Source organism: Kitasatospora sp. cg17-2 (genome assembly GCF_054031055.1).
This window is the reverse complement of the sequence record NZ_CM132923.1, coordinates 989,760-1,009,960: the sequence shown is the minus strand read 5'-3', so window position 1 is coordinate 1,009,960 and position 20,201 is coordinate 989,760. Positions and strand designations below refer to the sequence as shown.

The 20,201-nt window shown below is 75.5% G+C and carries 21 protein-coding genes; 13 read left to right on the top strand and 8 right to left on the bottom strand.

The features are described from left to right. Window positions 1–16: 16 nt before the first annotated feature. Window positions 17–703, bottom strand: a complete 687-nt coding sequence (locus ACW14Y_RS03965; protein ID WP_380299779.1) for an aspartate/glutamate racemase family protein — start codon at window positions 701–703, stop codon at window positions 17–19. 260 nt (window positions 704–963) lie between these two features. Between ACW14Y_RS03965 and ACW14Y_RS03960 the strand changes: the two genes are divergently transcribed. The 5 genes from ACW14Y_RS03960 to ACW14Y_RS03940 all read left to right on the top strand — a co-directional run bounded on the left by ACW14Y_RS03960 (window position 964) and on the right by ACW14Y_RS03940 (window position 6,429). Beyond that, on the top strand, window positions 964–2,130 hold the full coding sequence (locus tag ACW14Y_RS03960) for a 4-hydroxybenzoate 3-monooxygenase (protein WP_456988054.1): 1,167 nt from the start codon (window positions 964–966) through the stop codon (window positions 2,128–2,130). Window positions 2,131–2,285: 155 nt separating this feature from the next. Next, complete coding sequence (locus ACW14Y_RS03955) at window positions 2,286–4,049, top strand: methyltransferase (protein WP_456988052.1); 1,764 nt, start codon at window positions 2,286–2,288, stop codon at window positions 4,047–4,049. A 172-nt stretch (window positions 4,050–4,221) separates the two neighbouring features. Next, complete coding sequence (locus ACW14Y_RS03950; RefSeq protein ID WP_402724343.1) at window positions 4,222–4,806, top strand: hypothetical protein; 585 nt, start codon at window positions 4,222–4,224, stop codon at window positions 4,804–4,806. Between the two features lie 164 nt (window positions 4,807–4,970). Next, on the top strand, window positions 4,971–5,675 hold the full coding sequence (locus ACW14Y_RS03945) for a hypothetical protein (RefSeq protein WP_456985877.1): 705 nt from the start codon (window positions 4,971–4,973) through the stop codon (window positions 5,673–5,675). Window positions 5,676–5,763: 88 nt separating this feature from the next. Then, window positions 5,764–6,429, top strand: coding sequence for a class I SAM-dependent methyltransferase (locus ACW14Y_RS03940; RefSeq protein WP_456985876.1), 666 nt, complete (start codon window positions 5,764–5,766; stop codon window positions 6,427–6,429). On the opposite strand, the gene ACW14Y_RS03935 is transcribed toward ACW14Y_RS03940, so the two are convergent. From ACW14Y_RS03935 to ACW14Y_RS03920, 4 genes are all read right to left on the bottom strand, one after another. Then, window positions 6,408–7,142: an AraC family transcriptional regulator gene (locus ACW14Y_RS03935; protein WP_380312316.1), complete on the bottom strand. Its 735-nt coding sequence runs from the start codon at window positions 7,140–7,142 to the stop codon at window positions 6,408–6,410. The genes ACW14Y_RS03940 and ACW14Y_RS03935 overlap by 22 nt on opposite strands. Window positions 7,143–7,203: 61 nt before the next feature. Next, the gene (locus tag ACW14Y_RS03930; RefSeq protein ID WP_456985875.1) at window positions 7,204–7,881 is read right to left on the bottom strand and encodes a restriction endonuclease; all 678 of its coding nucleotides are present in this window, start codon (window positions 7,879–7,881) and stop codon (window positions 7,204–7,206) included. Window positions 7,882–7,897: 16 nt separating this feature from the next. Beyond that, entirely contained in the window at window positions 7,898–8,098 is a 201-nt protein-coding gene (locus ACW14Y_RS03925; RefSeq protein ID WP_380312313.1) for a hypothetical protein, read from the bottom strand. Window positions 8,099–8,267: 169 nt separating this feature from the next. Further along, the gene (locus tag ACW14Y_RS03920) at window positions 8,268–9,320 is read right to left on the bottom strand and encodes an EamA family transporter (protein WP_456985874.1); all 1,053 of its coding nucleotides are present in this window, start codon (window positions 9,318–9,320) and stop codon (window positions 8,268–8,270) included. Window positions 9,321–9,389: 69 nt separating this feature from the next. Here ACW14Y_RS03920 and ACW14Y_RS03915 point away from each other — a divergent pair, with 69 nt between their 5' ends. After that, window positions 9,390–10,250, top strand: a complete 861-nt coding sequence (locus ACW14Y_RS03915) for a LysR family transcriptional regulator (RefSeq protein ID WP_456985873.1) — start codon at window positions 9,390–9,392, stop codon at window positions 10,248–10,250. Between the two features lie 201 nt (window positions 10,251–10,451). After that, window positions 10,452–12,155 carry a serine hydrolase gene (locus ACW14Y_RS03910; protein WP_456985872.1) on the top strand — a complete coding sequence of 568 codons (1,704 nt, stop codon included), beginning with the start codon at window positions 10,452–10,454 and terminating at the stop codon, window positions 12,153–12,155. 55 nt (window positions 12,156–12,210) lie between these two features. Here ACW14Y_RS03910 and ACW14Y_RS03905 read toward each other — a convergent pair whose 3' ends face one another. Together ACW14Y_RS03905 and ACW14Y_RS03900 are read right to left on the bottom strand one after the other, a co-directional pair. Continuing rightward, window positions 12,211–13,335, bottom strand: coding sequence for a hypothetical protein (locus ACW14Y_RS03905; RefSeq protein WP_380311000.1), 1,125 nt, complete (start codon window positions 13,333–13,335; stop codon window positions 12,211–12,213). Between the two features lie 478 nt (window positions 13,336–13,813). Then, a complete protein-coding gene (locus tag ACW14Y_RS03900; protein WP_456985871.1) occupies window positions 13,814–14,287 on the bottom strand; it encodes an N-acetyltransferase family protein in 474 nt (157 codons plus the stop codon). A gap of 284 nt (window positions 14,288–14,571) precedes the next feature. On the opposite strand from ACW14Y_RS03900, the gene ACW14Y_RS03895 reads away from it, so the two are divergent. The 3 genes from ACW14Y_RS03895 to ACW14Y_RS03885 all read left to right on the top strand — a co-directional run bounded on the left by ACW14Y_RS03895 (window position 14,572) and on the right by ACW14Y_RS03885 (window position 17,930). Continuing rightward, complete coding sequence (locus tag ACW14Y_RS03895) at window positions 14,572–15,618, top strand: polysaccharide deacetylase family protein (protein ID WP_380444174.1); 1,047 nt, start codon at window positions 14,572–14,574, stop codon at window positions 15,616–15,618. A 154-nt stretch (window positions 15,619–15,772) separates the two neighbouring features. After that, window positions 15,773–16,447 (top strand): GOLPH3/VPS74 family protein, encoded by a 675-nt coding sequence (locus tag ACW14Y_RS03890; protein ID WP_380310994.1) that lies wholly within the window; start codon window positions 15,773–15,775, stop codon window positions 16,445–16,447. A gap of 103 nt (window positions 16,448–16,550) precedes the next feature. Further along, window positions 16,551–17,930 (top strand): cytochrome P450, encoded by a 1,380-nt coding sequence (locus ACW14Y_RS03885; RefSeq protein ID WP_456985870.1) that lies wholly within the window; start codon window positions 16,551–16,553, stop codon window positions 17,928–17,930. A 124-nt stretch (window positions 17,931–18,054) separates the two neighbouring features. On the opposite strand, the gene ACW14Y_RS03880 is transcribed toward ACW14Y_RS03885, so the two are convergent. After that, a complete protein-coding gene (locus tag ACW14Y_RS03880; protein WP_380310991.1) occupies window positions 18,055–18,495 on the bottom strand; it encodes a hypothetical protein in 441 nt (146 codons plus the stop codon). 224 nt (window positions 18,496–18,719) lie between these two features. On the opposite strand from ACW14Y_RS03880, the gene ACW14Y_RS03875 reads away from it, so the two are divergent. The 3 genes from ACW14Y_RS03875 to ACW14Y_RS03865 all read left to right on the top strand — a co-directional run bounded on the left by ACW14Y_RS03875 (window position 18,720) and on the right by ACW14Y_RS03865 (window position 20,170). Continuing rightward, on the top strand, window positions 18,720–18,959 hold the full coding sequence (locus ACW14Y_RS03875; protein WP_380310989.1) for a plasmid mobilization protein: 240 nt from the start codon (window positions 18,720–18,722) through the stop codon (window positions 18,957–18,959). Further along, the gene (locus tag ACW14Y_RS03870) at window positions 18,956–19,282 is read left to right on the top strand and encodes a type II toxin-antitoxin system PemK/MazF family toxin (protein ID WP_380310987.1); all 327 of its coding nucleotides are present in this window, start codon (window positions 18,956–18,958) and stop codon (window positions 19,280–19,282) included. The genes ACW14Y_RS03875 and ACW14Y_RS03870 overlap by 4 nt, the downstream gene beginning before the upstream one ends. Window positions 19,283–19,351: 69 nt before the next feature. Then, window positions 19,352–20,170 carry a maleylpyruvate isomerase family mycothiol-dependent enzyme gene (locus ACW14Y_RS03865; protein ID WP_380389942.1) on the top strand — a complete coding sequence of 273 codons (819 nt, stop codon included), beginning with the start codon at window positions 19,352–19,354 and terminating at the stop codon, window positions 20,168–20,170. Window positions 20,171–20,201 lie beyond the last annotated feature (31 nt).

Here is a 20,201-nt window from a genome sequence, read left to right as displayed (position 1 = left end):
GTCATCGCCACCGGCGTCACAGTGCGGCGGTGACGGCGGCCTCGGCGTGGATGCGGGTGGTGGGGAAGACCGGGACCGGGCTGTCGTCGGGCCCCACCAGGAGCTCGATCTCGGTGCAGCCGAGGATCACGCCCTCGGCGCCCGCCGCCACCAACCCGGCGATCACCCGGCGGTACTCCGCCCGGGACTCCTCGCGGACCACCCCGAGGCACAGCTCCTCGTAGATCACCCGGTGCACCAGGGCCCGGCCCGCCGGGTCGGGGACGAGGACGTCCAGACCGTGGGAGGCCAGCCGGTCCCGGTAGAAGTCCTGTTCCATGGTGAAGGCCGTGCCCAGCAGCCCGACCCGGGTCACCCCGGCGGCGAGGACCGCCGCGGCCGTCGCGTCGGCGAGGTGCAGCAGCGGGACGGACACCGCGTCGGCCACCTGGTCGGCGACCTTGTGCATGGTGTTGGTGCAGATCAGCAGCAGCTCCGCGCCCGCTGCCTCGACGGCGCGGGCGGCCTCGGCGAGCAGCCGGCCCGCCGTCTCCCACTCCCCGGCGGCCTGGAGCCGCTCGACCTCGGCGAAGTCCACCGAGTAGAGCACGCACTTGGCGGAGTGCAGGCCGCCCAGCCGGTCCCGGGTGAGTTCGTTGAGCAGGCGGTAGTAGGTCGCGGTGGATTCCCAGCTCATACCGCCCAGGAGGCCGATGGTCTTCATCGCGCCACTGTGCCACGGCCGCCGGAGGGCGGCGAATCCGACCGTGGGCGGACGATCGGCGTCCACGACCGGAAAGGAAGCATTGTCACCCTATTCACCCGTGAGGGTGATTTACGTCGTTTCATGTATCCGACGGTGATTATGATCCACTTCCTGTGACTGAGCGTCAGGATTTCTCGAACAGCGACAACGCCGCCGACAACGCCCCCGACAACACCGCGGACAACTCGGCCAGGAGCACGGCCGACCGCACCACCCAGGTGGTCGTCCTCGGCGCGGGCCCGGCGGGTCTGGTCCTGGCCAACCTGCTGCACCGGGCCGGCATCGACTGCGTCGTCCTGGAACGCGCCGAGCGGGCCCGCTTACACAGCCGGGCCCGGGCCGGCTTCCTCGCCGAGAACACCGTCCGGGTACTGGACCGGCACGGCCTCGCCGACGGCCTGCGCCGCCACGGCCGACCCCACGCCACCTGCGAGTTCCGCACCGCCGAGGGCAGCTTCCGGCTCGACTACGCCCGGCTCGCCCGGGGCGAGCGCCACACCGTCTACCCGCAGCAGTACCTCGTCGCCGACCTGCTCACCGCCTTCCTGGACGCCGGCGGGCAGGTCCGGTTCGGCACCGAGGCGCTGCGGGTGCTGGACGCCGACGGCGACCGCCCGACCGTCGAGGCGCGCGGACCCGACGGGGAGCCCCTCCGGTGGCGGGCCCGGTACGTCGCCGGCTGCGACGGCCGGCACGGCGCCGCCCGCCGCTCGCTGCCGCCCGGCACGGTCGTCCACCGCCACGACCACGGCCTGTCCTGGCTGGGCCTGCTGGTCGAGGCACCGCCCAGCCTGGACGCGGTCGGCTACGCGGTGCACGAGCGGGGCTTCGCCGGGCACATGGCCCGCACGTCCGACATCACCCGCTACTACCTCCAGTGCGAGCGCGGCACCGCGCCCGAGGACTGGGACGAGGAACGTATCTGGGACGAACTGGACCTGCGGATGCGCGCGGCGGAACACGGTCCGCTGCACCGGGGGAGCGTCGTCGCGCGTACCGTCGTCGATCTGGAGAGCGACGTCGTCGAACCGCTGCGCCACGGCGCCCTGCTGCTCGCGGGCGACGCCGCGAGCATGCCCACCCCCTCGGCGGCCAAGGGCGCCAACCTCGCGGTGCTGGAGGCGGAGCTGCTCGCCGCCGCCCTCGTCGACGACCTCGCCCACGGCGACGGCCGGGCGCTGGCCGACTACTCCCGGCGCTGCCTGGAACACATCTGGCGCGCGATGGAGTTCTCGCACTGGATGGTCCGGCTGCTGCACGCGGCGCCCACCCCCCAGGGCGTCCCGTCGGGCTTCGAGACGGGACTCCGCCGCGCCCGGCTGGAGGCGCTGCGCACGTCGCGCACCCAACAGGACTGGTTCGCCGAGAACTACGTCGGCCTGTGAGCGACACCCCTCGCCGGGCCCCGCACCCTCCCGAGCCCCGACAAGATCCCCGACAGCTCATCGATCCCCGTCGGCCCATCGAGCAGTACCGGCCGTCGGCGCACCGCACCGAGGACACCCCTGCCATGACCACCCCTGCCATGACCACTCCCGCCATGACCGCCGGCGCCACCGCGGCGCCCGCCACCGGCCCGGACGGCGGCAGCGAAGACAGCGTTTGCCTGCGCGCGGCCGCCGAGTTCGTCCGTCGCCACGACACATCCACCCTCCTGCCGCTCCTCCTCCCCGGCCTCGACGGCCCGCAACTCCACGCCCTCACCCGCCACTTGGCGTTCGCGCACGCCGCCCTGCTGGTGTTCCCGCCCGACCCGGCCACCCTGCGCGCCGAGCTCGCCGCCTGCGGCCTGACCGCCGACGCCCCGCCGCTCCCCAGCTCCGTCGTCCGCGACCGGCTCGCCGCCCGCCACGGCCGCGACGCCGCCGGACTGGACGTGTCCATCCTGCGCCCCGGGGTGCGGGCGGCGGACGGCACCCGCCGCGCGGTCGAGGTGTTCGCGCTGACCGTCCCGCCGGGCTCCGACCTGGGGGACGTCGCCGAGCACGAGCGGGTCCACCAGCACGAGGCGCACCTCGCGTTCGAGGTGCTGCGCCCGGAACCGCTGCTCCTGCGCGGACTGTGCGCCCTGCTCGCCGACCAGGGCGCCGTCCCCGACGGCGGCGGTTACAACCCGCACGAGAACGGCACCGTCCTCTACTTCACCGTGCCCGCCGCCGCCCTGGCCGGCTACCGGCGGGTGGAGCTGTACGCGCCGGGCGACCACCGCGACGTCCTGGCCGGTCACCTGGCCGACGGCCCGGCCGACCGCCCGGCGGCCCACTCGTCCACCGGCGCGCCCACCGACCAGCCTGCCGAAACGCTCCTGCGCCTGCTGACGGGGGCCTGGGCCACCCAGGCCCTGGCGGCCAGCGCCCGGCTGCGCCTGCCCGACGCCGTCCCGCAGGGGGAGTCCGTCGACCGGACCGCCCTGGCCCACCGCACCGGCACCGACCCCCGGGCCCTGGCCACCCTGCTGCGCTACCTCGCGATGCTCGGCGTGGTGACCGCCGAGGGGGAGCGCGTCCGTCTCACCGAGGTCGGCGCGCTGCTCCGGGAGGACGCCCCGGCCTCGATGCGGCCGCTCGCCCTGATGTACGGCGGGCCGTTCTACCGCTCCTTCGGTGCCCTCGACCACACCGTGCGCACCGGCGAGACCGCCTTCGACCACCTCTTCGGCGAGAACCACTTCGACCACTTCGCCCGCGACCCCGAACTCGCCGACCTGTTCGACCGCTCGATGGCCGCCAGCACCCGGATGTTCGACCCCGTGCCCGCGCACCCGGCCCTCGCCGCCGCGGCCGCGCGACCGGACGGCGGCACCGTCGTCGACGTCGCGGGCGGCAACGGCGAACTCCTCGCCCGGGTGCTCACCGCCCACCCGGGGCTGCGCGGCGTCCTCCTGGAGCGCCCGCACGCCGTCGAGGCCGCCCGCCGCACCATGGCGGAGGCCGGCTGCGCCGACCGCTGCACCTACCGGGTCGGCGACTTCGCCGACGTCCCCGCCGACGGCGACGTCTACCTGCTCTCCCGGGTGCTGCACGACTGGGACGACGACCGCTGCCGCGCCATCCTGCGGCACTGCGAGCGGGCGATGCCCGCGCACGCGGACCTGCTGATCGTCGAACGCCTGCTGCCCGCCGACGGATCCGCCTCCCTGGCGACCGCCTGGGACGTCCACATGATGTGCAACGTCGGCGGCCGCGAACGCCGCGCCGACCACTACGCGGACCTCCTCGGCGCCGCCGGCCTCGACCTCCTCGCCCACACCCCGCTCCCGCTCGACGCGGCCCTGCTCCACGCTCGCAGGCCCGAGCGTCCGTAGCGGCCGACCCCGGGACCCGTCCTTCGGCCGCCACGCACTCCTTCCTGTCCGAAGCCGTGGGGCAGGACCTTTTCGGGGGGTGCCGGTGGCCGGAAGGGTTCGCCCGCGAAAGACGCTAGTCTGTCGGCCGCACCATTCATCTGATCATGCATTACACGGGGGTTCCTTCGTCATGCCCGTTTCCAGGAGACTGCTCGCCACGGCTCTGGTCGCGACCGCCGCACTCGGTCTGGCCGCCTGCGGTCCGGACAACTCGCCCGACCAGAGCGCCAAGGGCACCACCGCGCCGACCGCCGCCGCGAGTGCGCCCGCCACCAAGGGCGCCGCGCCGACCACCGCGCCCGCCTCCGCCGGGTCCACCGCGCCCGCCGGGTCCGCCTCCGACGAGCCGGAGGGCTTCTGCACCCACGTGCCGCTGCCCGCCGGCCAGAAGTGGATCTACCCGGTGAAGGGGACCAGCACCACCACCCTCACCTACCGGGACACCAAGGACGCCTGCGGCGTCAACGACGTGTCCTTCGAACCGGTCGGTGCCGACCGGACGGCGGCCTTCGCACCCACCGCCAAGGGGCACCTCAGCTCGGTGATGGCGGCCCCGAAGGACGTCGACCTGGCCGGTGTCGTCAAGCACATCAACGAGTGCCTCGCCTCCCCGCACAGCGAGAAGGGCTCCTACCCCTGCTCGGCGGGCGACTACAAGGTGGCCGTCGACGCCTCCGGCAAGGTCACCGAGCTGTGGGAGCGCGCCCACTCCTGACGGGTTGGCATCCGGGAACGACGAATGGAGACCTCTTGACCGGGCCGACCGGACCTACCGCACGAGTCGCACGGGTCGCACCGGCGATCCTGGCGCTGCTCGCCCTCACGGCGGGCTGCGCCTCGTCACCGTCCTCGTCACCGTCCTCGTCCCCGGCCGTGGCCGTGGGCACGTCGTCTGCGGCCGCGAGCACGTCGGCGGCCGCGAGCACGTCGGCTGCCGCGGACGACCACGCCGCCCCGCCACCCGGGGCGGCGTGGCGCCCGGGCGCCGCCCTGTCCGGGGAGCAACTCGCCGCGGCCCTGCTGCCCGACGCCGACCTGCCGCCGGGCAGTACCGCCGAGGCCCCGGCCGTCGCGTCGACGGCCACCGTCCTGGACCCGAAGGCCGAGGCGGCCGCGCAGCAACACCCGGAATGCGCGCCGGTGCTCCGCGCGATGTTCGAGCGACCGGCCGGGTCCGTCAGCCGCTGGTACGTCACCGGGAACAACGTGCTCGCCAACCGGACCCAGATCGACGTGGCCGGGCTGGCCGACGGGCTGTCCCGGGAGCGCTTCGAGGCGCTGCGGGCGGCGGTGACCGGAGGCGGTTGCACCGGCCTCCGGGTCGACAACGGCAAGGGCGGCGTCCAGCTGACGGTCGAGCCGGTCCCGTCGCCGGGGCTCGACGTGCCGGCCGTCGGCTTCCAGGTGCGGACCCCCACCGGGGCCGTCACCTCGCCCGGCGGACTCACCAGGGTGTATCTCTGGGCGGCCGTGGGCGACAACCGGGTGCTGTTCCTGACCGCCGACGACACCGCCCACGCCCCGGCCCTGCGCACGGAGTTGGTGACGCCGCAGCTCAAGCGTCTCGTCGCCGCGGTGGGCTGATCCCGGGGGCCGGGGCCGTCGTGCCCCGGCCCCCGGGCGAGCGATTCGTTCAAGACGCGGCCCCGGGGCCGGGTCAAGACTGCTGCCCATGACCGAACGCAGTTTCACCCCCGCCGCCGGACGCTTCGCGCCGGTCCGCCTCTACGACCCGGTGGTCGCCCTCACCCGGGAGCGGCTGTGGCGCAGCCTGGTCGCCATGCACGTCGCGCCGCGACCGGAGGACGTGGTGGTCGATGTCGGCTGCGGCACCGGCTCGCTGGCGGTGCTCCTGAACCGGGTCGAACCGCGTGCCACCGTCATCGGTGTCGACCCCGACCCGGAGGCCCTGGAGGTGGCCCGGCGCAAGGCCGCCGCCACCGACGGTGCGGCGGGCGGCACCCCGGAGTGGCGGCTCGGCATGGGCGACGCCGTGGCCGGGATCGTGGGCGCCGGGACGGCGGACACCGTCGTCTCCAGCCTGGTCCTGCATCAGTGCCCCGTGCCGATGAAGCGCGCCGTGCTGACGGCGATGCACGAGATGCTGCGGCCCGGCGGCAAGTTGGTGATCGCCGACTACGGCAAGCAGCGCACGGCCGCGATGCGGCTGGCGTTCCGGTTCGTGCAGCTGGCCGACGGCAAGGCGGACACCCAGCCCAACGCCGACGGGATCCTGCCCCGGCTGATCGCGGAGGCGGGCTTCGAGAACGTGCGGGAGAGCGAGACCGTCGCGACGCTCACCGGCTCCCTCTCGCTCTACGTGGCCCGCCGGGCCTGACCGCCGACCGGAGGCGGGACCGGGCGCAGGGCCGGGAGCACCGCGGCGGGCGTCAGCCCCGTCATCTCCCGCATCCGGCGGCCGAAGTGGGCCTGGTCCGCGAAGCCGCCGAGGAGGGCGGCCTCGGCCGGGGTGCTGCCCGCGCGCAGCGCGTCGGCCGCGCGGGCCAGCCGCCGCCAGATCCGCCAGCGTGCCAGCGGCAGGCCCAACTGCTCCTGCGCCAGCGCCCGCAGGCGCTGCGGGGAGAGCCCGACCCGCGCGGCCAGACCGGCCAGCGGGACGGCGTCGTCGCCGGCGGCCTCCATCGCGGCGCGCAGCCGGGGGTCGACCCGGTCCGAGGGCAGCGCCCCGGCGGGGCGGACCTGCTCCTCCCGCAGGCCGTGCCAGTGCGGCGCCACCGTGATGCCCGGGCCGCCGGGGGTCCGCAGCCGGTCGGCGAACGCGCAGTGCGGGTCGACGAAGTAGGTCACCAACTCCCGGACCGGTTCCATCCGGTGGCGCACCATCGGGGCCACCACCAGGGCGGCACCCCGGTGCCGTACCCCGTGCCCGTCGGTGGCCGTCACCGTGGGCAGGGGGTCGGCCGCGCCGGGGGCGAAGGCGACCTGGAAGGCCGCGTGCCGGTGGGTGTGGCTGTCCGCGAGCGGTCCCCGGTACAGCGCGTAGCCCGTTCCGACGACCAACCGGGGCCCCGTCCCCTCGCGGTTCTCCATTCGGCCGATCCTGCCAGAGCCCGTCCGGTCGTGGAACCGCCCCGCGGTCGACGACCGGCGGTCAGCGGTGGCGGCCCTCGCGGGGGGCCGGGACGCGCGGCAGGACCTCCCACAGCGGGCGGCCGCCCCCGGCCCAGCGGGCGAGCGAGGGCCGGTCGACGAGCAGGATGCCCTGCTCAGCCCCCCACTTGAGGGCCTCGCGGGAGAAGCGGCCGTTGGTGACGACGACCGCCACATGGGCGCCGTGGCTGCGCCGGTAGGTGCCGGCGAGCGCGTACAGGACGCCGACGCCCACCGGTCTGCCGCCGACGGGGTCCTGCTTGTGCTTGCACTGCACCGCCCAGCGGCGGCCGGTCGGGTCCTCGGCGAGGACGTCCACGCTCCGGTCGTTCGCCCCGCCGACCTTGCGCGCGCGGCAGCCGTCGCGCGCCAGCAGGTCGCGCACCGCGAACTCGAAGGCGTCCGGTGCCAGCCGGTCCAGGCCGCCCGGTCCGGTCAGCGCCAGCCGCAACCGTGCGGCGTGCAACCGCCGTTCGCGCGCCGCGCGCAGGCGCCGGTGCGCCGCGACCGCCACCGCCACGGCGGTCGCGACGGCGGCGAGGACGAGCAGCCACCGGTGTGCCGCCAGCCAGCGCAGCGCCGCGGCCGCCATCGCCGCGCCCACCAGCCAGGTCACCCCGTCGCCCGGCGGGCGGCGGCCACGCCTGCGGCGGCGGACGGGAGTTCGGCGTCCGGTCAACCGTCCTCCGTCCCGGTCAGTGGGTGGCCCGGGTGGCCACGCCGACGAGTTGGAGGATCGCGTTCCCCCAGCCCGTGCCGGCGATCAGGACGCCGAGCACGATGCTGCTGAACACGGTGAACGCCTCGTCGCCCCGGCTCCGGGCCTCGGTCCGGCGCCGGAGGCGGATCAGGATGATGATCGCGACGAACGCCGCCGCGCTGATCGAGTACTGCACGTGCCCACCCGGACTTTCGTCAACGGTGTGTGACGCTCCGACTACTCGGAGCGCATTGCCGCTGGTCAGCATGGCAGGCGCGCGGGCGCTCCGGGGGCGGTGCGGGGAAATCGGCCGGATCCGAACCGTCGGACTGGCGCAGTTCTTGCGCCCCGGGGCGTCGGGGCGGTCATTCCGTCGAGCCCGTGTTCGGCCGGCGAAGAGCCGATCGTGGCGAGGGGACCGCTCCCCGGCCGCGCCGGCGGGCGCCCCGTCCGCGCGGCGGCCTCGGCGCACCCGCCCGGACCGCGCCCGCGCCGGCCGCCACCACCAGGACCACCGCCAGGCACTGGGCCGCCGACAGCTCCTGTCCCAGCACCAGGAATCCGGCCAGCGCCCCGACCGCCGGGGCCAGCCCGGTCAGGACGGCGAAGGCCGGCGCGGACAGCCGTCGCAGCGCCAGCAGTTCCAGCGTGTACGGCAGCCCCGAGGACAGCAGCGCCACCGCCAGCCCCAGCCCCAGCACCCCCGGTTCCAGCAGGGTGGCGCCCGCCGAGCCGATCCCCAGCGGCAGGCTCATCAGCGCGGCCACGGCCATCGCCAGCGCCAGCCCGTCCAGCCGGGGGAAGCGTCGCCCCGCCCGGACGCCGAGCAGGATGTAGGCGGCGCACATCGCGCCCGCGCCGAGCGCGAACCCGGCACCCGCCGGGTCGAGCCGGTCGAAGCCGTCCTTCCCGAGCAGCAGGACGCCCGCGAACGCCAGCCCGGCCCACAGCAGACCGGCCGCCCGCCGGGCGACGACGACCGACATCAGCAGCGGCCCGAGGACCTCCAGGGCCACCGCCGGGCCGAGCGGGATCCGGTCGATCGCCTGGTAGAAGAGGATGTTCATCCCGCCGAGCGCGACCCCGTAGGCGCCCGCGACCGCCCGGTCCGCCCGGCCGTACCCGCGCAGCCGGGGTCGGCAGACGGCGAGCAGCAGCACGGCCGTGATCGTCACCCGCAGCGCGACCGTGCCCAGGGCACCGGCCCGGGGGAACAGCAGGGCGGCGACGGCGGAGCCGAACTGGACCGAGAGGGTGCCGGCCAGCACCATGCCGACGCCGGTGGCACTGCCCACCCGCGCGGGCGCGGCCACCGGCCGGGGCGCGCCTTCCGTCCGGGGCCCGCCGCCCCTCCGGAGGCCCGCCGCGAACCCCGGCGGTGCTTGCGGCACCGCGATACCTGAAGTGGTTCTCGTCATGCCCTCCACGCTAGGAATCCGCCCCCGGCGCGTGAAATGCCGATCCGACAGCGGTTATGCTCCCCGGGCATGACCATCGAGCTGCGCCACCTGCGAGCCTTCCTCGCCATCGCCGAGGAGGGGACGATCACCCGCGCCGCGGTCCGCCTGCACACCGGCCAGCCCGCCCTCTCCCGCACCCTGCGCCAGCTGGAGAACCACCTCGGCACCCGCCTGATCGACCGCTCCACCCACCACCTGGAGCTGACCGCCGCCGGCCGGGCCTTCCGGGACCGGGCCGCCGCCGCCCTCGCCGCCGTCGACGGCGCCCTCGACCCCCGCGCGCTGACCGTCCTCCCGCTGCGCCTCGGCCACCCCTGGCCGGCCCTCGGCGAGTACACCGCGCCGTTGCTGCGCCGCTGGGACCGGGAACACCCGGACCAGCCGCTCGAACTGCGCCGGATCGACGACCGCACCGCCGGCCTCGCCCGGGGCCGGGCCGATGTCGCCCTGCTGCGGGGTGAGGTCACCGAACCCGGTCTGGTCACCGAACTGCTGCTGGAGGAGGAGCGGGTGGCGGCCGTCCCCGCGGACAGCGAGCTCGCCGGGCGCGAGACCCTCGCGCTCGCGGACCTCGCCGCCCGGCCGGTCGTCCTGAACACGGTCGCCGGCACCACCACCCTCGACCTCTGGCCGGCCGGGGCCCGCCCCTCGGCGACGATCGAGGTCGACAACACCGACGAGTGGCTCACCGCCATCGCCGGGGGCCGCGCCGTCGGCGTCTCGACCGCGGCGACCCCCCGGCTGCACAGTCACCCGATGATCGCCTACCGTCCGCTCGCCGACGCCCCGCCGGTGCCGCTGTTCCTGGCCCGGCGCGCCGACACCCCGCCGCACCCGGCCGTCCCGGCCCTGGTCCGCCTGATCCGCGAGCTGCTGTCCGACGCCTGACCGGCGCCGGGGCCGGGCCGTCCGCCCCCCCGGCCCTCGACCTCGCGCCCCCTTCGCCCACGCCGCCGGACGGGTGGATTGCGCGCCGCCCGGGTGCGCGGCGGGGGCGGGCGCCGCACGGGCCGTCGAATACTCGCGCCGTGAGGCGGACGGCGGCGCCGCCGAATGCGGGCCGCGCCGCCCGGACGAGGGAGGATCCCGATGCATCGTCACGGCGCACCCCGGTGGACCGCCGCCGGGCCCGGCCGGACCGCGCCCCGCCCGGTGCCGCGCGGCACCGCGCCCCTGCTGGCGGCCGGTCTGCTGCTGGGCGTCCCGCTGCTCGGCGGATGCACCTCGGCCTCCGGCGGCGACCCCGAACCCGCCCCCACGAGCCCCGGCTCCTCCTCCTCGCTGACCGGGGCCTCCGCCCCGGCCACCGCACCGCCGCGGCAGCCCCCGGCCGAGCTGACCGAGGACCAGGTGAACGCCGCCGTGGCCCGGATCGACGACTACGCGCAGAACGCCCTGACGAAGACCGGGGTGCCGGGGCTGGCCCTCGCCGTCGTGTACAAGGACAAGGTGATCCACGCCAAGGGCCTGGGCGTGCGTCAGCTCGGCAAGCCGGAGACGGTGGACCCGGACACGGTGTTCCAGCTCGCCTCGGTCTCCAAGCCGATCGCCTCGACCGTGGTCGCCGGGGTGGTCGGCCAGAAGACGGTCAAGTGGGACGACCCGGTCACCGCCCACGATCCCGGCTTCGCCCTGGCCGACCCCTGGGTGAGCAGCCATGTGACGATCGCCGACCTGTTCGCCCACCGCAGCGGTCTGCCGGACCACGCCGGCGACCTGCTGGAGGACCTCGGCTACCAGCGCGACTACATCCTGCAGCACCTCCGGGAGCACCGACTGGCGCCGTTCCGGGCGAGCTACGCCTACACCAACTACGGCCTGACCGAGGCCGCGGTGGCCGTCGCCAAGGCCAAGGGCGTGGCCTGGGAGGACCTCGCGGCGGACGTGCTCTACAAGCCGCTGGGGATGACCTCCACCAGCTCCCTGCGCTCCGCCTACGACAGCGCGGCGAACAAGGCGACGCCGCACGTGCGCGACGCCGCCGGCTGGCAGGTCAGCACCACCGAGAACCCCGACCCGCAGGCCCCGGCCGGCGGGGTGAGCTCCACCGTGCAGGACCTCGGCCGGTGGATGCGGCTGCAGCTCGCCGACGGCACCTTCGAGGGCAAGCAGATCGTCGACCCGGCGGGCCTCAACGAGACCCGGCTGCCGCAGACCGTCTCCAGCCCGACCACCGCGCCCGCCGGCCGGACCGGCTTCTACGGCCTGGGCTGGAACGTGAGCTACGACGCCGAGGGCCGGCTGCGGCTGAACCACTCCGGCGCCTTCTCGCTGGGCGCGGCGACCGTGGTGACCCTGCTGCCGTCCGAGCAGCTGGGGATCGTCGTCCTGACCAACGGCCAGCCCACCGGCGTCCCCGAGGCGGTGGCCGAGGAGTTCTTCGACCTCGCCCAGTACGGTCACGAGACGGTCGACTGGCTGGGCTTCCTGGGCAAGGTGGTGCCCGCCGCGGCGGCGAGCCCGGTGTCGCCGACCGACTACGCCTCCCCGCCGGCCGGAGCGGCCCCGGCGAAGCCGGACAGCGCCTACCTCGGCACGTACGGCAACGACTACTTCGGCCCGCTGACGGTGAGCTCCGGGGACGGCGGCGGCCTGGTGATGAGCCTGGGGCCGGACAACCTGCGCTTCCCGCTCCAGCACTACGACGGCGACGTGTTCAGCTTCCGCACCAGGGGCGAGAACGCGGCCGGCCTGTCCGGGGTGACCTTCGCGGTGGGCGCGGACGGGAAGGCCGCCACCGTGGTCGTCGAGCAGTTCGACCACGACGGCCTCGGCACCTTCACCCGGAGCTGAAACGGACAGACGGCCGGGCGCGCGACCGTCGTCGCGCGCCCGGCCGTCGGCGGGGCTAGAACGCCGAGGTGTAGGCGGTGAAGAAGCGGGACGAGATCGGTGAGCCCGAGCCGTTGAAGCACAGCGCGAACAGGTTCACCGTGCCGGCGCTGCGGTTCCAGGGAGTGGCCAGCCCGCAGTAGTCCGGGCCGGGGCCGAAGGCCGTGACCTGGGCGGTGTCCGGCGGCACCGCGACGTTCGGCAGGTTGACGGTGTAGGGCACCGAACCGGTCAGGGTGTTGACGGCCCCGGAGGAGTTGTAGTTGGTGCCCGGGGGCAGGCCGCCGTTGAACCACAGGTAGCCGAAGTTGCTGGGCGGGAAGGCCGGGCCGTGCACCGCCCGCTTCTCCGAGTAGCTCAGCGTCCAGCGGGTGTTGTACGGGGCGTTGCCCGCGTTGAAGCAGGCGACCACGACGGTCTGGCCGCTGGCGGCGGGCGACCAGTCGGCGACCTTGCAGCGGGCGCCCGCGGTCGCGTCCACCGCGGTGACCTGGAGGTTGCCGACCGGGGTGGCCTGGCCCAGGCCGGGCAGCCAGACCTTCCAGATGCCGGTGCCGCCGGCGCCCACCGTGTTGGTGGCGCCGACCGAGTTGTACTGGGTGATCACCGATCCGGTGGAGTTGGCGAACACGTAGCCGTAACTGCCGCCGGGCGGGGACGGCACGCCGCTGCTGGTCGTGTAGAGGACGGTGAACCGGTTGTCCTCGGGCGCGCCGCCCGGGCGGTAGCAGCCCACCGTGACGTCCTGGCCGGTGCCGGCGGTGCCCCAGCTCCTGACCTGGCACCAGCTGCCGGTGCGGCTCACGGCCGTCACGTGCGCGATGCCGCCGGGCCCGGCGATCAGCGGGAAGTGCACCACGTACGAGCCGGTGCCGACCTGGTCCACCTTCACCGGGTTGCTGGCCGGAGTGGGCCAACTGCCCCACTGGCGGCTGGTGTCGGGGACGTAGCCGAGCGGCGGGTTCGGGTTGTCGAGGTAGGCGAAGCCCCAGCGGTCGGGCACCGCGGCGTGAGCCGGGCCGGCCGCCGGGAGGCTGACGCCCACCAGGGCCGCCAGCACGGCGAGGACGAGGAGCAGGGCGCGGACGGCGCGGGCGCCGCCGACGGGTCTGACCGGTGGTGCGAAGGTACCGGCGTGCATGGGCATACCCCTTGGACGGTGAGGAATCACGGGTGTGGCCTGCGCGGTGCTGCCCGCACCGCTGCTCCGCCCGGGCCCGTGGCGGGGCCGGCGCGCGGCGGCCGACGGGGTGACGGTCCCTCAGGGAGGACCGGTGCGGTCCGGCGTCGGCCGGCAGTGACGGGGTCGGGGGTCAGGCCCGACGGCGCTCACATCGTAGGGGCGGGCCGGGCGGTGGCACAGGCCTCCGGCACGGGCCGCCCGGTCCGCCGTCGGCCGTTCGCGCGGCGGCCGTCCACCGCCCCACCCGCCCCGGCCGGTCCGTCCCGCCCCGCCCGCCTCCGCACCGGTACCAGCCGCCCCACCGCGCCCGTCCCGCCCCGTCCCCGCCCTGGCCGGAACCGGCCGCTCCGCTGCCGTTTCCCCGTGCCACGGCCGCTTGTTCGCCGCCACGGCCTGTCGGGCGGGCGCCCCTGCCCCGGCGCCCGGAGCGCCGGCCTCAGAGCGCGAGCTTGAACCCGTCGTGGCTGCGGGTGAAGCCCAGCCCGGCGTAGAAGCGGTGCGCGGCCCCGCGCTGCTTGTTGCTGGTCAGCTGGACCAGCGCGCAGCCGCGCGAACGGGCCCGGTCGATCGCGAGCGTCATCAGGACGCGGCCGAGCCCGCCCCCGCGCCGGTCGGCGCGGATCCGCACCGCTTCGAGCAGCGCGCGTTCGGCGCCGCCCTTGCCGAGGCCGGGGATGTAGGTGGCCTGGAGGCAGCCGACCACGGCGCCCTCCGCGTCCGCCAGGACGAGCAACTCGTTGCGCGGGTCGGTGTCGATCGCGTGGAAGGCGCGCTCGTAGGCCTCCGTCACCAGCACGGTCGCCTGGTCCACCACCCGGTCCTCGTCCGCCAGCAGGGCCAGGACGGCGGGCAGGTCGGCGCGGGTGGCGGGGCGCAGGGCGGGGGTGGGAGCGGCGGCGGGAGCAGACATGGCCCCGACCCTAACCGGTACCGGGCCCTCCGCTCTTGCGGCCTTCCGCTCCCGGCCTCCGCCCCTCGTCCGGAAGCTGCCTGCCGTAGCTGTCGTCGCGGAGCCCCGGCGTCCGTATGATCTGGGCTGCCCGCCGACCGGGGTGCGCGCCGGGCGGATGCCGAGGGTGCCCGCAGCGGTCCGTACCGGCCCGCCGTCGTCGGCGGCCCGTCCGCAGCCGCCCGCAGCCGTCCCGCCGGCCACGAACGGTCCAAGGGAGGCGCAGCACAGTGCGGTTCGCAGGAGTGGGTCTGACGCGTGGGGGTTACCGGATCGCCGTGGCGGGCGCCGACGACGGGCCGTCCGGACCGGACGAGGTGTACGAACACTGCGGCCTGGAACGGCCGGTGGCGCGGCTGGCCGAGCTGGCGGGGGAGTCGCCGGACGGCTTCGCGGTGGTCCTCGACAGCGCCAACGGCATCATGGACGCCCCGCTCGCCGCCCTCGGCATACCCGTACTCCGGGCCGACCCGCCGGTGCTGACGGACGGTCGGGTCACGGCGCGCTCCCTGGCCGCGCTGGGCCGCGACAGCCCCGAGGCGCTGACGGCGCTGCCGCCGGACGGCTGGACCCTGGCCGGCCGCGAGGAGGCGATCACCGCCGCGGAGGCGGCCAGCGGACCGGTCGAGCGCGAACTCGCCGAACAGGGGCTGCTGTTGGCGGGAGGCGGGGGAGCCGCCCCACTGGTGGCACTGACCTTCGACGACGGCCCGCACCCGGAGTACACCCCGCGGATCCTGGACGTGCTCGCCCGGTACGACGCCCCCGCCGCGTTCTTCTGCATCGGCCTGCATGCCCTGGCCCACCCCGGGGTCGTCCGCCGGATCGCCGCCGAGGGCCACACCCTGGGCAACCACAGCTGGTCCCACGCCTATCTGCCGGACCTCGGCCCGATCGGGCTCCGCGCGCAGCTCGGCTTCACCGCCGACGCCCTCGCCCACGCCTGCGGGGGCACCCGCCCGTCGCGCTGGCTGCGCCCCCCGTACGGCGGCCGCAGTCCGGAACTCCTCAGGTCGGTGGCCGGGTCGGGCCTCAGTACGGCGCTCTGGGACGTGGACGCGAAGGACTGGTCGCGGCCCGGTGCGGAGGTCGTCGCGGAGCGGGTGCTGAGCGGGGTCGGACCGGGTTCGGTGGTGCTGATGCACGACGGCGGCGGCGACCGTTCGCAGACCGTCGCCGCCCTGCCCGAGGTGATCACCGGCCTGCGTCGGCGCGGCTACCGGATCGTCGGCCTCGACGAGCTGCTCGCCGCCCGGCCGGTCCGAGCCGTCCGACCGGCCGCGTCGTTCTGACCGCCCGGCCTCCCGGCCTCCCGGCCTCCCGGCCTCCTGACCTCCTGTTTTTTCGATCGAAATGATCTATCATCACTCGATCGTTCGATCGTCCCGGCCGAGGGCCACCGTCCCCGGACCCGGGCGCTCGTACCTTGATCACGGGGGATGGACCATGCACGTCACACTGGCCGAAGAGATCATGCTGCTGTCGCTGGACGACGACAGCGGCCAGGCCAAGGACCGCTGGGCGGTCGGCTGGATCGTCGCCGGCGGCCTGCTGCTGGAGCTGGCGCTCGCCGAGCGCATCCGCGTCGACGGCGGCCGGGTGGAGGTGGCCGACACCTCGCCGACCGGCGACGCGCTGCTCGACGGCCGGCTGGAGTCGATCGCGGCCTGGGCCGGGAGCACCAAGTCCGCCACGGTGTCCGCCTGGCTGAGGAAGGACCAGGCCAGGAGCGTCGAGGCCGCCCTGCAGAGCCTGCGCGAGCGCGGCATCGTCACCGAGGAGCGCCACCGGGTGCTCGGACTCTTCCCCGTCCGCCGCTTCCCCGAGGCGGACGGCACGGTCGAGCGCGAGCTGCGCGAGCGGCTGAACCGCGTCGTGCTGGAGGGCGCCGAGCCGGACCTGCGGACCGCCGGCCTGATCGGCCTCCTGCACGGCGCGCGGCTGCACCGGCTGGCCTTCCCCGGGGACCAGGGCAAGCGCGTCGAGCCGAGGATGGCCGCCCTCGCCGAGGGCCAGTGGGCGGCGGACGCCGTCCAGGAGACGATCCGCGCCACCCAGGTCGCGATCCTGGCCGCCACCACCGCCGCCACCGTCGCCGCCTCCGCCGCGACCGGCGCCTGACGCCACCCCGGCGGTTCCCTCGGCCGCGGGGCCGAGCAGGGCCCGGGCGCGGCGGACGCCCGGGTACTGTCGTCCGCCCCCGGCCGTCCCTACGCTGCTGTACGTGTCCTCGTCCGCGCGGGATGCCGCGCCACCCGCCTACGTCCACGCGAGCCTGCCCGGGGCGGTGCCCCTGCTCGGGCACCTGCCCGCGCTGGTGCGCGATCCGGCGGCCCTGCTGGCCGGACTGCACCGGCACGGCGACCTGGTGGACCTGCGCCTGGGGCCTAACCGGCTGGTGGTGCCCTGCCACCCGGAACTGCTGCGGCAGGTCTACGCCGACGACCGCACCTACGACAAGGGCGGCCCGATCTACGGGCGCTTCCGGGAGATCCTCGGCAACGGGGTCGCGACCTGCGCCCACGCCGACCACCGGCGCCAACGCCGGATGCTGCAACCGGAGTTCCGGCCCGACCGGGTCACCGCGTACGCGGAGGTGATGACCCGGGAGGCGACGCTGCTCGCCGAATCCTGGCGGCCCGGCGAGGTCGTGGACGTCTTCCCGTCCTGCTACCGCTTCACCCTGCGGGTGGTGACCCGCACCCTGCTCGGCACCGAGGTGCCGGACGCCCTGGCCGGCCGGCTCCAGCGGGCGTTCGAGACCGCGTTCGCCGGAGCACTGCGACGAGTGGTCCGACTGCCCGCGGGCCCCCGCTACCGCGCGGCCGTGCGCACCCTGCGCGGCACCGTCGCCGAGCTGGTGCGCGACCAGCGGGAGCACGGCGCCGACCGCACCGGCCTGCTGGCCGGCCTGGTCGCCGCCCGCGACGAGGACGGTTCGGCCCTGTCCGACACCGAACTGCACGACCAGGTCGTCGCCATGCTGCTGGCCGGCACCGAGACCACCGCCTCCCAGCTCTCCTGGACCCTGCGCCTGCTGACCGCCCACCCGGACGTGCTCGACGCCCTGTACCGCGAACTCGACGAGGCCCTGCCGGACGGCCGGCCCGCCCGGTGGAGCGACCTGCCCCGACTGCCGTACACCGACCGCGTGCTGACCGAGGCCCTGCGGCTCTACCCACCGGGCTGGGTCCTGCTGCGCACCTGCACCCGGGACACCGAGCTCGGCGGTCGCACCCTGCCGCGCGGCACCCAGGTGGTGCTGAGCCCGTACGTCGCCCACCACCATCCCGGGATCTTCGCCGACCCGGCCCGCTTCGACCCGGACCGCTGGCTGCCCGAGCGCTCCGCCGCGCTGCCGCGCTGGGCGTTCGCCGGCTTCGCCAACGGTCCGCGCCAGTGCCTGGGCGCGGACTTCGCCCGCACCGAGGCGGCCATCGCGCTGGCCACCCTGCTGGCACGCCGACGGCCCGTCGCGGTGTCCGGCGGCCGCCGCTCCGACGACCGCCCGATGCGCCTGACCACCGTCCTGCGGCCGCACCGGCTGCGCCTGCGCGTCCTCGACCGCCGTCCGCCCGGTCCATCGGGCTCGGCGGGGGACTGAAACGGTGGAGCCCCCGCGCCGGCGCGCGCGGGGGCTCCGTCCCCGGTGGTCCTGGACTCGACGGACTCGACGGACTCGGCGGGCTCAGGGCTCAAGGGCACCGGGAAGCAGGGAACCGCCGGTGTCAGTGCGAGTTGGTGTAGACGTAGCCGCCGGTGTCCCAGTTGTAGATGGCGAGCTTGATCGTCTTGCCGGCGTCGGAGCGCCCGTTGTCGACGGCGCCCCAGTAGCCGTTCTGCCAGTCGTAGGTGGCGGCGACGCCGGACCAGTCCCAGCCGCTGCCGTTCCAGGTCAGGATCCACAGGTTCTGGCCGTAGTGGTTGGTGTTGAAGAAGGCGTCGATGTACTCGTGGCCGTCGCTGCCCCAGTACACGTTCATCTGGGCGTACTCGCCGCTGGCGCTGACCGCGTCGCACCAGTGGTACTTGCTGCTCGCGCAGGCGACCTGGTAGTCGGCCCGCTCGGTGGCCGCGGAGGCCGGTCCGGCGGCGGTGAGGGTGGCGCCGACGAGGGCCGCCCCCGTCGCGAGGGCGGTCAGGGCCTTGCGGGCGTAGGGGATGGGCATGGCTGTTCTCCTGTCGGGTGTGAGGAAAGCGCCTGGCCGTGGTGCCTCCGACAAGGAGAGCAGCCGTCGCCGCCCGGCGGGGATGTCAAGAGGGCCCGGGCGGCGGGTATGTCCGGCGCGGGCCGGGTCGGGGACCGGTCGCCGCGTCTTGACACCCGAGGGGCCCCGCCGCGGGTGCCGACAGCACCTGGTCGCCGGTACCGGATGCCGGTACCGTCATGGCCATGCCAGCCTTGAACGTCTCCTTCACGGAGGCCGAGCTGACCCGGATCCGGCGGGCGGCGGCCGCCGCCGGACTCCCGGTGAAGCGCTTCGTCCACGCCGCCGCCCTCGACCGGGCCCTGGCCGTCGCCCTGGAAGCGGGCTACCGCCACATGAGCCGGACACTCGGGCGCGCCGAGGAGACGGCGCTCGCCGACCGGGCCACCTACTTCGCCGTCAGCGCCATGGAGGGGACCCTGTGACCTCGCTGCGGCGCGGGGACGTGATCGTCGTCGGGCGCGACGGCATGGGCGGGATGTGGGTGGTGATCTCCAACGACACCCGCAACGCCGTCCTGGACACCGTCGTCGTCGCCCAGATCGGCACCGGCTCCGACGAGTGGCCGACGGCCGTCTCCATCGGCGAGCACCAGGGGTGCGCGGTGGACGACGTCGCCGGTCATGTCCTGGCCGACTTCGTGACCACGATCCGTCCCGGCCTCTACGACGTGGAGGTTCAGGAGAAGCGGCTCGACGAACGGACGATGCACGCCGTCAGCGAGCGGCTGCGCCTCGCCCTGCCCTGAGCCGGGAAGGCCGGCGGCTCGCGGCGCGGCTCTGGACACGGGCGTGGGAGTGCGCCAGTGTTCACCTCCATGAATCGCCAGCTCCCCGCGCAGGGGCCCGGCGCCGGGCGCGGCGCGCTGTTCGACGCGGTCACCGAGGTCGGTGACGCGGCCGTCGCCCTGCTCGCCGGCTGCCGCGGCGCGACCCCGATACCCGGTGCGGAGTGGACGGTCGCCGAGGCGGCCGCGCACCTGGCGATGGCCAACGAGCTGATGGCGGAACTCGCGGCCGGCGCGGACCGGCCGTACGGGGACGGCACGCCCGGTTCGCTGGCGGCGGCCAACGCGGCCTCGCTGGCCGAGCGGCCGGAGCGGGACCCGGCCGTGCTCGGCGCGGAGATCGCCCGGCAGGCCCGGCGGTTCACCGCGGCGGCCGGACCGCGCGGCGGCGGGGAGCCGGTCCGGACCCCGTTGGGGGACATGGACCTGGACACCCTCGGCGCCTATCTGCTGACCCACATGCTGGGCCACCTCTACGACATCGCCGTCGCGCTGGGGCGGCCGCACCCGATCGACCGGCGGCGGGTCGGGCTGACGATGCCCTTCCTGCGGACGGCCATGCCGCTGGTGGTGGACGCCCGCGCGGCGGCCGGGCACAGCGCCTGCTACCGCTTGCGGGTCCGGGGCCTGGACGGCTTCGCGGTGACCTTCACGGACGGTGCGGCCGTGGTGAGCCGGCGGCCGCCGCGCCGTCCGGACTGCACCATCCTCACCGAACCGGTGGCGTTCCTCCTGATCGCGCTGGGCCGCTTCAGCGCCACCGACGCCCTCCGCCGGGGCAGGGTGCTGGCCTGGGGCCGTCGGCCGTGGCTGGCCTCCTCCTTCCCGGGGCTGTTCGCCGCCCCCTGAGCGGACGTCCGCCAGGTGTCCGGATTCGACC

What these genes read in the sequence shown, in the direction of transcription:
- ACW14Y_RS03965 (WP_380299779.1), bottom strand. Translation starts at nt 703, where the DNA reads ATGAAGACCATCGGCCTCCTGGGCGGTATGAGCTGGGAATCCACCGCG.
- ACW14Y_RS03955 (WP_456988052.1), top strand. Translation starts at nt 2,286, where the DNA reads ATGACCGCCGGCGCCACCGCGGCGCCCGCCACCGGCCCGGACGGCGGC.
- ACW14Y_RS03950 (WP_402724343.1), top strand. Translation starts at nt 4,222, where the DNA reads ATGCCCGTTTCCAGGAGACTGCTCGCCACGGCTCTGGTCGCGACCGCC.
- ACW14Y_RS03940 (WP_456985876.1), top strand. Translation starts at nt 5,764, where the DNA reads ATGACCGAACGCAGTTTCACCCCCGCCGCCGGACGCTTCGCGCCGGTC.
- ACW14Y_RS03935 (WP_380312316.1), bottom strand. Translation starts at nt 7,142, where the DNA reads ATGGAGAACCGCGAGGGGACGGGGCCCCGGTTGGTCGTCGGAACGGGC.
- ACW14Y_RS03920 (WP_456985874.1), bottom strand. Translation starts at nt 9,320, where the DNA reads ATGACGAGAACCACTTCAGGTATCGCGGTGCCGCAAGCACCGCCGGGG.
- ACW14Y_RS03915 (WP_456985873.1), top strand. Translation starts at nt 9,390, where the DNA reads ATGACCATCGAGCTGCGCCACCTGCGAGCCTTCCTCGCCATCGCCGAG.
- ACW14Y_RS03910 (WP_456985872.1), top strand. Translation starts at nt 10,452, where the DNA reads ATGCATCGTCACGGCGCACCCCGGTGGACCGCCGCCGGGCCCGGCCGG.
- ACW14Y_RS03905 (WP_380311000.1), bottom strand. Translation starts at nt 13,335, where the DNA reads ATGCACGCCGGTACCTTCGCACCACCGGTCAGACCCGTCGGCGGCGCC.
- ACW14Y_RS03900 (WP_456985871.1), bottom strand. Translation starts at nt 14,287, where the DNA reads ATGTCTGCTCCCGCCGCCGCTCCCACCCCCGCCCTGCGCCCCGCCACC.
- ACW14Y_RS03890 (WP_380310994.1), top strand. Translation starts at nt 15,773, where the DNA reads ATGCACGTCACACTGGCCGAAGAGATCATGCTGCTGTCGCTGGACGAC.
- ACW14Y_RS03880 (WP_380310991.1), bottom strand. Translation starts at nt 18,495, where the DNA reads ATGCCCATCCCCTACGCCCGCAAGGCCCTGACCGCCCTCGCGACGGGG.
- ACW14Y_RS03875 (WP_380310989.1), top strand. Translation starts at nt 18,720, where the DNA reads ATGCCAGCCTTGAACGTCTCCTTCACGGAGGCCGAGCTGACCCGGATC.
- ACW14Y_RS03865 (WP_380389942.1), top strand. Translation starts at nt 19,352, where the DNA reads ATGAATCGCCAGCTCCCCGCGCAGGGGCCCGGCGCCGGGCGCGGCGCG.